Source organism: Aurantiacibacter aquimixticola (assembly GCF_003605475.1).
Lineage (GTDB): Bacteria > Pseudomonadota > Alphaproteobacteria > Sphingomonadales > Sphingomonadaceae > Alteraurantiacibacter > Alteraurantiacibacter aquimixticola_B.
Genome location: NZ_RAHX01000001.1, coordinates 1,242,830 through 1,257,158, shown reverse-complemented (window position 1 = coordinate 1,257,158; position 14,329 = coordinate 1,242,830). Strand labels below are relative to the sequence as shown.

The 14,329-nt window shown below is 64.7% G+C and carries 12 protein-coding genes; 5 read left to right on the top strand and 7 right to left on the bottom strand.

The window, feature by feature from the left end:
* Positions 1-73: 73 nt before the first annotated feature.
* Together D6201_RS06345 and D6201_RS06340 are read left to right on the top strand one after the other, a co-directional pair.
* Positions 74-2,128: an autotransporter assembly complex protein TamA gene (locus D6201_RS06345; protein WP_120049243.1), complete on the top strand. Its 2,055-nt coding sequence runs from the start codon at positions 74-76 to the stop codon at positions 2,126-2,128.
* The gene (locus D6201_RS06340) at positions 2,128-6,348 is read left to right on the top strand and encodes a translocation/assembly module TamB domain-containing protein (protein WP_242447454.1); all 4,221 of its coding nucleotides are present in this window, start codon (positions 2,128-2,130) and stop codon (positions 6,346-6,348) included. Before D6201_RS06345 ends, D6201_RS06340 begins: the two co-directional genes overlap by 1 nt.
* A gap of 13 nt (positions 6,349-6,361) precedes the next feature.
* Here D6201_RS06340 and D6201_RS06335 read toward each other — a convergent pair whose 3' ends face one another.
* The 3 genes from D6201_RS06335 to D6201_RS06325 form a co-directional block, all read right to left on the bottom strand.
* Positions 6,362-6,928, bottom strand: a complete 567-nt coding sequence (locus D6201_RS06335) for a fasciclin domain-containing protein (protein ID WP_120048042.1) — start codon at positions 6,926-6,928, stop codon at positions 6,362-6,364.
* A gap of 11 nt (positions 6,929-6,939) precedes the next feature.
* Complete coding sequence (locus D6201_RS06330) at positions 6,940-7,998, bottom strand: hypothetical protein (protein WP_120048041.1); 1,059 nt, start codon at positions 7,996-7,998, stop codon at positions 6,940-6,942.
* Between the two features lie 87 nt (positions 7,999-8,085).
* The gene (locus D6201_RS06325; protein WP_120048040.1) at positions 8,086-8,727 is read right to left on the bottom strand and encodes a lysozyme; all 642 of its coding nucleotides are present in this window, start codon (positions 8,725-8,727) and stop codon (positions 8,086-8,088) included.
* Between the two features lie 111 nt (positions 8,728-8,838).
* Here D6201_RS06325 and D6201_RS06320 point away from each other — a divergent pair, with 111 nt between their 5' ends.
* The 3 genes from D6201_RS06320 (at position 8,839) to D6201_RS06310 (ending at position 10,784) form a co-directional block, all read left to right on the top strand.
* Positions 8,839-9,843: a hypothetical protein gene (locus D6201_RS06320; RefSeq protein WP_120048039.1), complete on the top strand. Its 1,005-nt coding sequence runs from the start codon at positions 8,839-8,841 to the stop codon at positions 9,841-9,843.
* Between the two features lie 79 nt (positions 9,844-9,922).
* Positions 9,923-10,132 (top strand): helix-turn-helix transcriptional regulator, encoded by a 210-nt coding sequence (locus D6201_RS06315; protein WP_120048038.1) that lies wholly within the window; start codon positions 9,923-9,925, stop codon positions 10,130-10,132.
* Positions 10,125-10,784 (top strand): hypothetical protein, encoded by a 660-nt coding sequence (locus D6201_RS06310; protein WP_120048037.1) that lies wholly within the window; start codon positions 10,125-10,127, stop codon positions 10,782-10,784. Before D6201_RS06315 ends, D6201_RS06310 begins: the two co-directional genes overlap by 8 nt.
* A 76-nt stretch (positions 10,785-10,860) precedes the next feature.
* On the opposite strand, the gene glnA is transcribed toward D6201_RS06310, so the two are convergent.
* The 4 genes from glnA to D6201_RS06290 form a co-directional block, all read right to left on the bottom strand.
* A complete protein-coding gene (gene glnA / locus D6201_RS06305) occupies positions 10,861-12,270 on the bottom strand; it encodes a type I glutamate--ammonia ligase (protein ID WP_120048036.1) in 1,410 nt (469 codons plus the stop codon).
* Between the two features lie 115 nt (positions 12,271-12,385).
* Positions 12,386-12,724 (bottom strand): P-II family nitrogen regulator, encoded by a 339-nt coding sequence (locus D6201_RS06300; RefSeq protein ID WP_120049241.1) that lies wholly within the window; start codon positions 12,722-12,724, stop codon positions 12,386-12,388.
* 263 nt (positions 12,725-12,987) lie between these two features.
* Positions 12,988-13,914 carry an N-acetyl-gamma-glutamyl-phosphate reductase gene (gene argC / locus D6201_RS06295; protein ID WP_120048035.1) on the bottom strand — a complete coding sequence of 309 codons (927 nt, stop codon included), beginning with the start codon at positions 13,912-13,914 and terminating at the stop codon, positions 12,988-12,990.
* Entirely contained in the window at positions 13,914-14,282 is a 369-nt protein-coding gene (locus D6201_RS06290) for an SH3 domain-containing protein (RefSeq protein WP_242447453.1), read from the bottom strand. Before D6201_RS06290 ends, argC begins: the two co-directional genes overlap by 1 nt.
* Positions 14,283-14,329 lie beyond the last annotated feature (47 nt).

Sequence of the window (14,329 nt, the reverse complement as noted above, 5' to 3'; positions counted from 1 at the left end):
TCGCTGGCGTTTCGGTGCCAGCACAGTGGCGGCGGCCCTTGCCCTGCTGGCCGCGCCTGCCACCGCACAGGACATGCAGGACGCGCCCTCTCTCGAGGACCTGATCCCGGACAGCGCCGTCGAAAATCCCGAGGAGTGGGCCGAGCAGGGCGTTTCCGACGAAGCCGCCGCGCAGGAAGACGCGCCATTGGTGCTTGACCCGGACTTTGCGGAAATGCCGCTGATCGACATTCCGTGGCCCGACCAGATCGAATTGCCGCAGCTGGCCCCGCTCGATCCCGATCCCGCCGACCCGATCGAATTTGCGAATTTCGACGAGGAAATTCCGCCAATCCCCGCCGGCAGTGAAGAGCGGATCACGAACGAGCTGGTCCTCGTCTTCCCGTCCGACACATCGCTTTTTCCGGAGCGCGAAGAGTTCCTCGAACGCTTCCGCAGCCTCTCGACCATTGCGGAGCTCGAGGATGACGGCAATCTCGCCCGCCTCGCCGTGCAGGCGCGCAATGACGAGGAATTGCTGCAGCAGATGCTGCGCGTCTACGGATATTACGATGCGCAGGTGATCCGCAGCGTCGGCCAGCTCGATCAGGAGGTCGAGGCCGATCTGGAACGGCCCGCCGCGCGTTTCGACGTTATTCCCGGCACGCGCTATCGTTTCGGCGCGATCGATCTCGGCAATCTCGGCTCCGCCAACAACGCCGATGAGCTGCGCGCTTCGTTCGAGATATTCCCCGGCGATTTCATCTCGCTCGACGCGATCGAGATCGAGCGCGCCGACCTCGACACGCAGCTGGGCGAGACGGGATACCCCTTCGCCGCCATCGAGGATCCCGAGCTGCTGGTCGATCACGACCGCGAAGAGGGCGACCTCACCATGCCGGTCGAGCCGGGCGGTCAGTACAACGTCAATGTCGTCACCAGCAATTTGCCGGGCTTCCTGCCGGGCGATCACCTGACGCGCATCGCGCGCTGGGATGCGGGCGACATCTACCAGCGCAGCGACGAGATGGACCTGCGCCGCGCGATCCTTGCCACCGGCCTCGTCGGCTCGGTAACGCTGACGCCCGAAGTGGTGGAGGAGCCGGTCGGCGACGAGCCGGGCCTCGTCAACATCGCCGCCGAGCTCGAACCGGCACCCCTGCGCACCATCGCCGCCAATATCGGCTTCGGCACCGAAGTGGGTGTCCGCGTCGAGGGGATGTGGGAGCACCGCAACTTGTTCCCGCCAGAAGGCCTGCTGCGCGTGCGCGGCATTCTGGGCACCCGCGAGCAGCTGGCGGGCGTCACTTTCCGCAAGAACAATTTCCGCGATCGCGACCAGATCCTGACGCTGGATGCCTATGCCAGCACGATCGATTACGACGCCTACGATGCGCGCACCGCATCACTGATCGGCACCTTCGAGCGTGTCAGCAATCTGCTGTTCCAGAAGGACTTCAGCTGGTCGGTCGGCCTCGAACTGGTCGCGACGCAGGAAAGCGAGCGCGATATCGACGATGTCGAATTGCCGCGCGAAACCTACTTCATCGCCGCGCTGCCGCTTTACGCCCAGCTCGACAACTCGGACGATCTTCTCGATCCGACCGAGGGCTGGCGCCTGTCGGGCCGCCTGTCGCCCGAAATCTCCGACAATGACGGCGTGCAGAGCTTCTACATTCGCAGCCAGGTCGATGCGAGCTACTACCAGTCGATCAACGAGAACACCGTTCTGGCGGGCCGCGTGCGGCTGGCGAGCATTCCGGGGGCGGAGGTCGAGGAGATCGCGCCATCGCGCAGGCTCTATGCGGGCGGCGGCGGCTCGGTGCGCGGCTATGGCTATCGCATGATTGGCCCGCTGAACGATGTCGGCGACCCCATCGGTGGGCGCAGCGTCGTCGAAGCGAGCGTGGAAGCGCGCATCGGCACCAATTTCCTCGACGGGGCCGTCAGCGTCGTGCCGTTCTTCGATGCAGGCTCCGTCGGCACAGGCGAATTCCCCGATTTCGACGTCATCAAGTTCGGTGCGGGCGTGGGTGCGCGCTACAATACCGGCTTCGGCCCGCTCCGGATCGACCTCGCCGTGCCGCTTAATCCGGGGCCGAACGACAGCTGGATCGCCGTCTATGTCGGGCTGGGGCAAGCCTTCTGATGGCCGAAGACGCGACGATGGACGGGGAAGCGCAGGCAGAGGACGCGCCGCGTAAAAGGAAGCGCCGTTTCGTCACGAAGCCATTGAAGGCGGTCGGCTGGATCCTCGCCGCGATCGTCGGCATCGTCCTGCTTTTCCTCGCTTTCCTGCACACGCCGCCGGGCCGGCAATTCATCGTCGATCAGATTTCCAGCGTGTCGCCTGCCTCCGGCCTGTCGGTGGAAGTGGGAGAGATCGACGGATCGGTCCTGTGGTCGAGCACGCTCAAGGACGTGCGCTTCTACGATGCGAACGACACGCTCTTCCTCGAAGTGCCGACAATCGATCTCAACTGGCGCCCATACAAATGGTTCTTCAGCGGGCTCGACGTCCGACACCTCGTCCTGACGGGCGGCACACTCTACGCCGCGCCCGAGCTCATCGAGGGTGACCCCGACGCGCCGATCCTGCCCGATTTCGACATTCGCATCGATCGCTTCGCCATCGAGGATCTGACTGTCGCCGAAGGCCTGCTCGGCGAAGAGCGCGTCATCGATTTCGCCGCCGAAGCCGATATTCGCGACGGGCTGGTCTATCTCGATGCGGAGGGCGCGTTCGGCGGCGGCGATGTGTTCGACGCATTGGTCTACGCCGAGCCCGATGGCGACCGCTTCGATCTCGACGTCAACTGGCGCGCGCCCGAAGGCGGCTTCCTCGCCGCTATGATCGGCGCGCAGGAAGACCTTGCAATCCGGCTCGACGGGGACGGAACCTGGACGAGCTGGGCCGGCGAGCTGGACGCGGTGCAGGGCGGCGTCCGCCTGCTCGATTTCGACATTTACAACGAAGATGGCCAATACCGCATCGTCGGCCGCGCGCGCCCCAATGGCTATCTCGAAGGGCTGCCCGCAAGGGCGCTGGGCGACGTGGTGACAGTCAATGCGTCGGGAACGCTCGAGGCCAGTATCCTCGAAGGCGAATTCATCCTGCGCGGGCGCGGCGTGAATGCCGACGGCGCGGGCGCGATCGACCTCGCCAACAATCGCTTTCAGGACGTGGTCGTGGCTGCGCAGCTGCTCGATCCAACATTGTTTGCCGAAGATATCGCGCTGACCGGTGCCGCAATCGAAGCGACGCTGGACGGACCGTTCCGCGAGCTGACGGTGCCACATCGTCTGACTGTGGCGGAAGTCGATGCAGGCGGCACGATCGTGACCGATCTCGTGCAGAGCGGCACGCTGACTTACGACGGCACGCGCTTCACCATCCCCGTCGATGCAAGTGTGGGCCGGGTCGTCAGCGGCGTCGAACTGTTCGATCCGCGGCTGTTCGACGGCAGGATAAACGGCACGCTCGTTTTCGCGGGAAGCGAGCTGCTGTCCGACGATTTCGATGTGCAATTCCAGGGTCTGCAGGCCCGGCTCGGCCTCAACAGCGATTTCGAAACCGGCCTCACCCGGGTGACAGGCCCGGTGAATGTCGCCGACCTGCCTTTCGATGGCATCGGCGTGATCGATGCGGGCGCGCAGATCGACTTCACGATCGGCGGCGGCAATCCGTGGCGTCTGGCGGCAGACCTGCAGGGCCGTGTGGAGCGTATCACCAATTCGACCATCGAGAATCTGGCGGGCAACAATATCCGCTTCGATGGCGGCATCACCATCGCATCCGGGCAAGCGCTGGTGTTCAACGATTTCGACGTGCGCGCCAGTATGCTGACTGCCAATCTCGACGGCACGGTGCAGGACGGGACGACCAGCGTCGCAGGCTCCGGACGTCATACCGAATATGGGCCGTTTACAGTGGAGGCGACGCTGGCAAATGACGGTCCGCGCGCGACGCTCGTCTTCGCCGATCCGTTCCCCGCCGCAGGCCTCAGCGATGTGCGCGTGACTCTTTCGCCAACCGATGACGGCTTCGAGATCGTGACCAGCGGTGGCTCGACGCTCGGGCCCTTCGACGGCCTGCTCAATCTCGAGATAGACGAGAATGGCGACACGAGCATCGTTATCGATCGGCTCGATGTCGCGGAGACGCGGGTGGCGGGCACGCTGAATCTCGTGGAGGGCGGCGTCGCGGGCGCGCTCGACCTGTCGCGCGGCGGTGTGGAGGGCACGGTCGATCTTGCAGTGCGCGACGGCGGACAGGGCTTCGATGTCGATCTGACCGCACGCGATGCCCGCTTCGGCGGAGCGGGCGGCCTCGCCATCAATCGCGGCACGATCGACGCGAGCGGCGTGATCGCTGGCGCGGACACGACGGTGACGGGCAGTGCCAATCTGCAAGGGCTTTCCTACGGCAATATCTTCATCGGTCGCCTGGCCGCGCGGGCAGAGGTGGTCGACGGCGTCGGCACTTTCGACGCAGCACTCAGGGGCCGCCGGGGCAGCCGCTTCGAGCTGCTGGTGAATGGCCGGGCCACGCCGGAGCGCGTCGCAGTGGCCGTGGATGGTTCCTATGCGGGCCGCGACATTTCCATGCCGCGCCGCGCCGTGCTGGTCGCGCAGGACGATGGCGGCTGGGAATTGCAGCGCACGCAGCTCTCCTTCGGCGACGGTTTCGTGATCGCCAGCGGCACGTTCGGCGGTGCTGGCCCGGCCGAGGGCCGCCTTGCGCTGAACGAGATGCCGATGGGGCTGGCCGATGTCGTTGTCGGTGAGCTCGGCGTGGGCGGCACCGTGTCGGGCGTGGTCGAGTTTGCCGGCGGTGCGAACGGCCTGCCGATCGGCGAGGCTCGGCTGGTCATCGACGATCTTACCAGATCGAGCGCGCTTCTCTCCTCCCGCCCGATCGACATCGCGCTGGTCGCCAATCTCTCCGAAAGCCTGCTTCAGGCGCGCGCGGTGATGGATGACGGCAACGGTCTGGACGGCCGCCTTCAGGCGCGCATCGCCGACTTGCCGACCGCTGGCAGTCTGACCGACCGGCTGTATCGCGGCGACCTGTTCGCCCAGCTTCGCTATAACGGCTCGAGCGCGGCGCTCTGGCGACTGGCGGCTATCGACCTGATCGATGTGACGGGGCCGGTAATGGTCGCCGCCGATGTGCGCGGCACGCTCGGCGATCCGCGGGTGCAGGGCTCGGTGTCGGGTGACAGCCTGCGGGTTCGCAGCGCGCTGATCGGCACCGATGTTACCGGCGCGCGTGTGCGCGGTCGGTTCGACGGATCGCGCTTCAATCTGACCAGCTTTGCAGGCGATGCGCCCAATGGCGGCCGGGTGAGCGGCAGCGGCTTCGTCGACCTGTCGAACATCACCGCAGAGCGCGGTCCGCAGATGGATATCCGCCTCGCCGCGCGGAATGCCGAATTGCTCGACCTCGCGAATATGGGCGCGACGATTACCGGGCCGATGCGCATCGTTTCCAATGGCGTGGGTGGCACGATCGCGGGACGTCTGCGAGCAAGAGGCGCGCGCTGGCAGTTGGGCGCGACGGCCGAGGCCATCCGCGAATTGCCACAGATCGAAACGCGCGAAATCAATCTGCCCGCCGACGTCGCGCCGACCCGCACGGTGACCGCACCATGGCGCTATCTGATCGATGTCAGCGCGCCGGGCGCCATCGAGGTCGATGGACTTGGCTTGGACAGCGAGTGGCGGACCGACAATCTGCAGATTCGCGGAACGACCGACGATCCGCGTCTGGACGGCAATGTCGAGATCGTGCCGCGTCAGGGCTTCTACAGCTTTGCCGGTACGCGCTTCGAGATCACGCGCGGCGAGATCTTCTTCGATCGCAACGTCCCACTCGATCCGCGCATAGACCTTCTGGCAGAAACCGAAGTGGATGGCCTCTCCGTCGATGTGAACGTGCGCGGTAATGCGAGCCAGCCCGAGATTACCTTCTCCTCGACCCCGGCTTTGCCCGAGGAAGAGCTGCTGGCGCGGCTGCTATTCGGCGGTTCCATCACCAGTCTTTCCGCGACCGATGCCCTGCAATTGGGCGCCGCCGTGGCGAGCCTGCGCGGCGGATCGGGCACCGGCCCGATCAACCAGCTGCGCGACGCCATCGGCCTCGATCGCCTGCGACTGGTGCCGGCAGATGCCGCGCTGGATCGCGGCACCGCCATTGCACTGGGCAAGAATTTCGGCCGCCGCTTCTATGTCGAGATCATCACCGACGGAGCAGGCTATTCCGCCACCAATGCCGAATTCCGCGTGTCGAGCTGGCTCAATCTGCTCGCCACGGTCAGCACGGTGGGCCGCCATAGCGCGGCAGCGGAGTATCGGCGGGACTACTAGCCGAGCAGGGCTGTCAAGCTTCGGGGTCGAAATCCTTGAGCACTGCGTCGACCGGAATGACCACGCCATTGCCGCCGAGCATTTCCGATTGCACTATCGCCGCGCTTTCACCACTGCCGCCCGAAACGACGAGATTGTCGCCTTTCGCGCGGAATGTGAGGGTGCCTTCGCCCATCGTGCGCATTTCGACCGAGCCGCCACCTTCCTCGACGGCGCGAGTGATGTCGTCCACGGTCACGTAACCAGGCATGACATGTTCGCGCAGCATGGCGACGAGCGCGGGACGCGCTGCCTCGCCGGTGAAATCGTCCGGCAGATTGCCGAGCGCCGCATCGGTGGGAGCGAAGACGGTGTAGGCGGCAAGGCCGTCGAAAGTGTCGCCAAGGCCGCTGTCCGACAGGAGCGATCCGATGATGGCGAGGTCGTCCTGCCCCGCAATCAGCGCGGAGATGCTCTGCGTGCCCGGCTCCGCCTGTTCGCCAGATGCGGCGTCATCGCCCTGCTCGGTGCAACCCGATAACGCCAGCGCCAATGCCGTGCCGAACGCGAGGAATGCGCGTTTCGTGATGTAAAACGTCATATTCGGCCCCCTCACAGCAACAGTTCGATCGCCGCGGCGACGAGCTGGGTTTCGGGATCGATCCGATAGACATAGCCGTCATTGTAGCGATAGCGGCTGTCCGGCCCGTCGCGATAACGGTCACGATAGGCGTAGGGCACGTTATACACGTCGTATCCGCGCGGAGCGGGCTGGCCGACGACGAACTCGTCACCCGTCAGCAGGGCCGCAATGGAGGTGATCGCCGTGGTTTCGGGGTCGAGGCGGTAGACCACATTGTCGGCATAGCGATAATCGTCGCCGAGGCCGTAATAGCTCGAATAATAGTCCGGCACCTGGCGATAGCCGTAATCGCCCGGCCATTGATTGCCGACGGACAGCGCTCCGCCAAGCAGCGGGATGAAGCCCGACACGCGGTCGCCACTGTAGCGCAGCAGGAAGCCGTCATCGTAGAAGTAGTTTCCGCGATCGTAAGGCAGACCCCACCAGTCCGGTGAGTAGCGTGAGTAGCGGCTGTAGCGGTCGTCCAGCTTCTTCGCCTGGCCGGGCGGCAGGCAGCCATTGCGCTTCTTCGCAAGGCCGGGAGGGCAGCCATCGGCGATGCCCGCATCGCGATACAGCACGCGCTCGATCAGGCCGTCATCGCGGCGGGTATCGATGCGAAAATCCACGCCGCCACGATCGCGGTCGTTCCCGCGATAGGCATTGCCATTGCCGCGATTGCCATTGCCGCGATTGCCGTTCGCATTTCCGTTTCCGCGGTTGCCGACGATGTCGCGTCCGCCGCCGCGATTGGCATTGCCCTGCGCGTTCCCGTTTCCGCGATTGCCGTGCTCGGCATCGCCGTTGCCACGGTTGCCGCCATTGCCACGCGCCGACTGGCCATTCCCGCGATTGCCGCGCGCCTCGCGCTGGCCGCCGCCACGATTGCCGCGATCGGCGTTGCCATTGCCGGGATTGCCGCGCTCCGCCTGCTGGCCGCCGCGATTGCCGTTACCGTTACCGTTACCGTTGCCGTTCCCCTGGCCCTGCGCGAGGGCGGGCGTGGCGGCGAGGGCGAGAGCGTACATGGCGCTCATCATCAGCTTCATTACGTGCGAACTCCTTTGCCGTGAAACGGGGCGGAGCATCGGCTGGTTCCTGCCTTTTGTTAACCTCCGCGGCCGCGCGGAGCGCGTTCAACCGCTGCGATAGAGCTTCGCTTCGGCAGCGCGGCGGCGGGCAAGGCCCTTCAGCTTGCGTCCCCCGGCATAGGTCCAGCGGTCGAACTCGCGCGCTGCACCGGCATGGTCCCCGGCGCGGTGCTTGCGCGTCAGCGTCGCCTTGCCGATCGCGCCCGTATTGTAGTGGAAGCTGACCATCGCATCGAATTGCGCCTGCGTTGTGGGCGTGTCGCCGATGGCGGCGTCCACTTCCGCCGCGTAGCGCTTGACGTCGGCTAGAAAGCGCGCATCCGCCTCTTCCTGCGTCCACACCGTGTCCGGGCCGATGCGCCCGCCGGTCACGTGGTCGCGCCCTGTCGCGCCCCAGCCAATGGTCCACGGCTCGCCGCCGGTGCCGGGGTCGGGATATGCCGCGATGGTGCCGTCCGCCCGCTTGCGCGCCAGCCCCTCGAACCGCTTGATGAGGGCGATTCCAGCGGGCCCGATCCGGCGTGCGCCCGGCACGGTTTCGGCAGGGGGTGTGACAGGTGTGACAGTGTCCTGAGACGAAATCTGCGCGTCCCCGTCCAGCATATCGTCGAGGGCATCGACCTCGCTCTGACGGAAGGGGCGCTGGATCAGCGTGCGGATGAGGTCGAAGAGCGGTTTGCGGTCCATAGATCACCTTTTCGGTTGCGATTCGGACACCCCCGCTATGATCAATACCGGGTGTAGGACAGCTGGGCCTGAACGCTTGTCGCAGGGGCGCCGCGCCGATAGATCGGTGGCATGAAAATGGTCGCCCTCCTCACCGTTCTTTCCGCCCCTCTGCTGGCCGCATCGCCTGCCGCTGCGCAGGACGATTACGGCATGACCGAAGTGGTGCTCCCACCCGCGCCGGATGAAGATGCGCCGCAGGAAGGGCGCGCGCAGCAAATGCGTGCGTTTTTCGAGGCGACGGCGAGCGAGGCGCTGGATGGCGGAGGCGAGGCGGTCGCCTATTCGACGCGCGTCGGCGCCGATGGCACCATGCTGCTATCCGGTGCGATGAACGATGCGGGCGGGGTGTTCTACGTCGCGCCGCTGCTCCGGCCCGGTGCAGCGATCTGGACCGATATCGCGGACGAAAACGAGCCTGCTTTCGGGGTCTGTCGCTTTGCCCTGTCGCCCGACGCCCTGCCCGGCGACCGCCGCTTCGCCCTTGCCGCGCGTTTCACCCGCCTGTGGCCCGGCCCGTCCTGCGAGCCGCAGGATACCAGTGGCGATGTCGAGGCCGCGCGCGAGGGCTATTCGGTGTTCCGCGAGTACGAGGACGCGGAAGGTGGTCGGGCCGCTGTCGTCGCCTTGGACGGTGAAGGACGGTTCGATCCCGATGCCGCGCTCAATCACTACCTCGCCGAGAGCGGTCGGGATCTGGCGGTCGAGTGGTCCATGGCCCTGCCGATTGCGGAATGGCAGTCCGCCATTGCCGAGCTGGCCGATGGCACACGCATCTACCTCGCCGATCCCAGCCGTTCAAACGCGCGCATCTGTATCTTCGAGGGCGTGGAGTGGGCCGATTTCCGCGGCTTCGCGCGAGGGACGGACAATCCCTTCCGCACGTTCTGCAACATGGCGGTCGATGCACATCGCCGCGCCATGGCTGTCGATGCGCCCGACGCTCCTGAAGCCTCCAAGGCTGAAGCCTCGCTCGACCCCGACGAGGGTGCGGAGCGGGAAAGCCGCCTCGACGCCCTCGATCCCGAGGGCTTGGAAGATCCCGAGCCAGAAGGGGGCGATACCGGCGAGCCGTGACGGACACAGGTGTAAAGAGCTCTTGACTGTAAAGACCTCTTGTCAGTAAAGAGCTCTTTACAGGCAGGGGAGTGATTCGGTGCAGAACCGCTTGAAGGAATTTCGCGAGGAACATGGCTGGAGCCAAGGCGAACTCGCCCGGCGGCTCGGCGTATCGCGGCAGACCATCAACGCGGTCGAAACCGACAAATACGATCCCTCTCTGCCACTGGCGCTGCGGATGGCGAAGCTGTTCGCCGTGGAGGTGCCGGATCTGTTTATCGACGATTGGGAGCCTGAAAATGACTGAGCCGGAGCTGCAAGGGAGCGACAAGAATCGCAAGCTGAAGAAGACGCTCTTCGCCATTACGATGGGCGGTATCACCGGCTTTTTCGGAGCGATGCTTGTAAAAGAGGCGCTCGATTCCGGCAAATTTGCATCTGTGGGTGCCTCGGTGGAGATCGCTTCGCTGGTCGGGATGATCTATCTGATCACCGGCTTGTTCGTCGGCCTGGGATCCCTTGCTCCCAATGCCGGTGCGAAAGTCCTTAATGTAGAAGATGCGGATGAACTGCGTGAGCAGCGGGCCATGCTGCTCTATTCATCCGTGGGAATGTTCGCGGCGGGCCTTGCTCTTATTCTGGTCGCTCTCGCAGAAGCCGGTGGACCGGTCACTCCGGGGCTTGCTCTGCTCGTTTACGGCGTGCTTGCCGTGGTGGCAATCTTCACGAGCGTCAAATCGTGGAAACAGCAGGACGAGCTTATGCGCGCCGTCGGGCGGGAGACAGCTTCTCTGTCCTACTATCTGATGCTGCTGGTGGGCGGGACCTGGGCGCTGCTCGCCCATCTCGCCTATCTGCCAGCAGCTCAGCCGCTAGACTGGCTGACGATGTTTTGGTCGCTCTTCCTGCTCGCCACATTCATCGTGGTTGGCCGGCGCGGGATGCTCAACATGCGCTGAAGGAGCGCTCGGTTTGCTGCACGAAAAAGGGCCGCCCGGTTTCCCGGGGCGGCCCTTTTCGAAGCAGTGCTGAAAATCAGGCGCTGTAATACATGTCGAATTCCACCGCGCTCGGCGTGGTTTCGAAGCGCAGGACTTCTTCCCATTTGAGATCGCAATAGGCGTCGATCTGGTCCTTGGTGAAGACGTCGCCCGACAGCAGGAATTCGTGATCGTCGCGCAGGGCCAGCAGGGCTTCGCGCAAGCTCCCGCACACGGTCGGCACGTCGGCCAGTTCGGCAGGCGGCAGGTCGTAGAGGTTCTTGTCCATCGCCTCGCCCGGATGGATCTTGTTCTGGATGCCGTCGAGGCCCGCCATCATCAGCGCCGCATAGGCGAGATAGGGATTGGCCATCGCATCGGGGAAGCGGAATTCCACGCGCTTCGCCTTCTCGCCCGTGCCGTAGGGGATGCGGCAGGAGGCGGAACGGTTGCGCGCGCTGTAGGCCAGCAGGACCGGCGCTTCGAAGCCCGGCACCAGCCGCTTGTAGCTGTTGGTGGTCGGGTTGGTGAAGGCATTGAGCGCCTTGGCATGCTTGATAACGCCGCCGATGTAGAACAGGCAGTTTTCCGACAGGCCGGCATAGCCATTGCCCGCGAAGGTCGGCTTGCCGTCGTTCCAGATCGACATGTGGGTGTGCATGCCGGAGCCGTTATCGTCCTTGATCGGCTTGGGCATGAAGGTTGCCGTCTTGCCGTAGGCATGGGCCACCTGGTGGACGACATATTTGTAGACCTGCATGCGGTCCGCCGTTTCCACAAGAGTGCCGAAGGTCAGGCCGAGCTCATGCTGCGCGGCGGCCACTTCGTGGTGATGCTTGTCGCAGGGCAGGCCCATTTCCAGCATGGTGGCGACCATTTCGGCGCGAATATCGCCGGCGCTGTCGACCGGGGCGACGGGGAAATAGCCGCCCTTGGCGCGCGGCCGGTGCGCCATATTGCCGCCTTCGATCTCCGCGCCGGAATTGGTGGGCAGCTCGACATCGTCGATCTGGAAGCCGCTGCCGGCATAGCCGTCTTCGAAGCGGACATCGTCGAACATGAAGAATTCGGCTTCCGGCCCGACATAGATCGTGTCGCCGATGCCGGTGGTCTTGAGATACGCTTCGGCCCGCTTTGCGGTGGAACGCGGATCGCGGTTGTAGCCTTCACCCGTGGACGGCTCCACGATGTCGCAGCAGATGACCATCATCGGCGTCGCGCTGAACGGATCGATATAGGTCGCATCGAGATCGGGCCGCAAGATCATGTCGGATTCGTTGATTTCCTTCCACCCGGCGATGGAGGAGCCATCGAACATCAGGCCTTCTTCGAGCTGATCCTCATCCAGCGCGCTGGCAACCATGGAAAGGTGCTGCCACTTGCCCTTGGGATCGGTGAAACGCAGATCGACCCACTCGATCTCCTCGTCCTTGATCCGCTTCACGATATCCGATGCACTGGCCATTGGTCTGTCCTTCTGAGTTATCTCCCCTCCCGCCTGCGGGAGGGCCTGGGGGTGGGTTTGTGAGGAGCGGTGGCCCACCCCCCGGCCCCCTCCCGCAGGCGGGAGGGGGAGTAGATTACAGCGCCGCGTCGTCCTGCTCTCCGGTGCGGATGCGGATGGCGGTCGCGATGTCGGAGACGAAGATCTTTCCATCGCCGATGCGCCCGGTCTTGGCCGCGCCCGCGATCGCTTCGACGACCTGGTCCGCCAGGCCATCGGGCACGATCACTTCCAGCTTCACCTTCGGCAGAAAATCGACGACATATTCGGCGCCGCGATAGAGTTCGGTATGGCCCTTTTGTCGGCCAAAGCCCTTGGCTTCCGTAACGGTGATGCCGGATACGCCCACTTCGTGCAGGGCGTCCTTCACCTCGTCCAGCTTGAAGGGTTTGATGATCGCTTCGATCTTTTTCACGGCCTTGCCATAGCCCCCGTCCCAGTGTGCGGGCCGACCGGCATGCGGGCGGCCTGTTTCGTGCAAGCAGGATTACAAGAATCGTGCCAGAGCGTGGCTCGCAGGGTTAGACAATCGCTGCTGCTGGCGAAAGGGTATTCCGGCAAGATTATCGCCGGTTCCGGCGCGTATGGCGAAAGATTCGTGCGTCGGCGTGCTGCTCTCGACTTGCTGCTGATGCATTGCCCGGCAGGCCTGCCCAAAAGACAGGCAGTTGTGGCGCGCTACAGCTGCAATCCGGCAAGCGGATCGCTGCCCGACATGAGGTTGAGCGACTGCACCGCCGCGCCCGCCGCGCCCTTACCGAGATTGTCGAACACCGCGATCAGCCGCGCGCTGCCTTCGTCTTCGCTGCCAAACACATACAGGTCCAGCCTGTCCGAAGCGGGCGCATCGGTCCGCAAAAGCAACTCGTCCGGCGCGTCCTCATGCACGGTGACGACGGGCGCATCGGCGTAAAAGTCGAGCAGTTCGGCCCGCAGCTTTTCCGGACTCGAAGCACTGCGCATGGCGGCGATGGGCAGGGGGATATCGACCAGCATCCCGCGATAGGCGGGCACCACCGAGGGCGCGAACACCGGCGCGTATTTGAGACCTGCCTTGGCCTTCATTTCTTCCAGGTGCTTGTGTCCGAGCGTGGTGCCGTAGGAGCGGAAGGCAATATTGCCTTCCTCGTCGAACCGACTGATCAGCGACTTGCCGCCACCGGAATAGCCCGACACCGCGTTGATGGAAAAGGGCCAGTCGCGCGGCAAAAGCTTGGCGCGAACGAGCGGCGCGACCAAAGCGAGAAAGCCGGTTGGGTAGCAACCGGGATTGGCGACCCGCTTCGCACCCTCGATCACCTGGGTGCCTACAAGCTCCGGAAAGCCGTAAATCCAGCCCGACGCCGTGCGATGGGCGCTGGACGCGTCGATGACCCGCGTCGTGCCGTCTTCATCGAGCAATTCCATCGCTTCGCGCGCGGCATCGTCGGGCAGGCACAGAATGGCGAAGTCAGCGTAGTTCAGCGCGGAGCGACGGCATTCGGCGTCCTTGCGCTCGGCATCGCTCAGCCGGATCAGCTCGAACTCCTCGCGCCCTTCGAGCCGATCGACGATTTCGAGACCGGTCGTGCCCTCGGCGCCGTCGATGAAGACCGTTTGCGCCATCAGGACAGAGGCTCCAGCCGGTCCAGCTGAACATATCCCACGGGGCCATCGACGGAGAGACATCCCCATGCCCAGGCACCGGCAATATCGAGCACTTCGAAACTGTCCCCTTCCATCAGCGAGCACAGTTCCTCGCCGCCATCTTCGTCCGCAGCGAGGAGGGGTGCGCCCCCGGGCATAACGGTGCGCGGCTGGGGCACGGCGTAATGCGGCACGAAATATTTTCCGGCGAGTGCGATATGCGCAAGATCGCCGCGGAGCGGCACGCTGCGCGGATCAGGCTTGTCCACTGCACCCGAAAGCGCATAAGGCCCCTGCGTCAACGCACCGTCGGCGGGTGCATCCGTCGGATCGTCAGCCTGGCTCAAGCGCCCGCCCTTTCCAAATCCTGTCCCCTGTTGTGCTAGGGCGCTTA

Bases quoted from the DNA above. Each gene is read 5' to 3' on its own strand.
- D6201_RS06335 (WP_120048042.1), bottom strand. From the start codon at position 6,928: ATGACGTTTTACATCACGAAACGCGCATTCCTCGCGTTCGGCACGGCA.
- D6201_RS06340 (WP_242447454.1), top strand. From the start codon at position 2,128: ATGGCCGAAGACGCGACGATGGACGGGGAAGCGCAGGCAGAGGACGCG.
- D6201_RS06320 (WP_120048039.1), top strand. From the start codon at position 8,839: ATGAAAATGGTCGCCCTCCTCACCGTTCTTTCCGCCCCTCTGCTGGCC.
- D6201_RS06325 (WP_120048040.1), bottom strand. From the start codon at position 8,727: ATGGACCGCAAACCGCTCTTCGACCTCATCCGCACGCTGATCCAGCGC.
- D6201_RS06310 (WP_120048037.1), top strand. From the start codon at position 10,125: ATGACTGAGCCGGAGCTGCAAGGGAGCGACAAGAATCGCAAGCTGAAG.
- glnA (WP_120048036.1), bottom strand. From the start codon at position 12,270: ATGGCCAGTGCATCGGATATCGTGAAGCGGATCAAGGACGAGGAGATC.
- argC (WP_120048035.1), bottom strand. From the start codon at position 13,914: ATGGCGCAAACGGTCTTCATCGACGGCGCCGAGGGCACGACCGGTCTC.
- D6201_RS06330 (WP_120048041.1), bottom strand. From the start codon at position 7,998: ATGAAGCTGATGATGAGCGCCATGTACGCTCTCGCCCTCGCCGCCACG.
- D6201_RS06345 (WP_120049243.1), top strand. From the start codon at position 74: ATGCAGGACGCGCCCTCTCTCGAGGACCTGATCCCGGACAGCGCCGTC.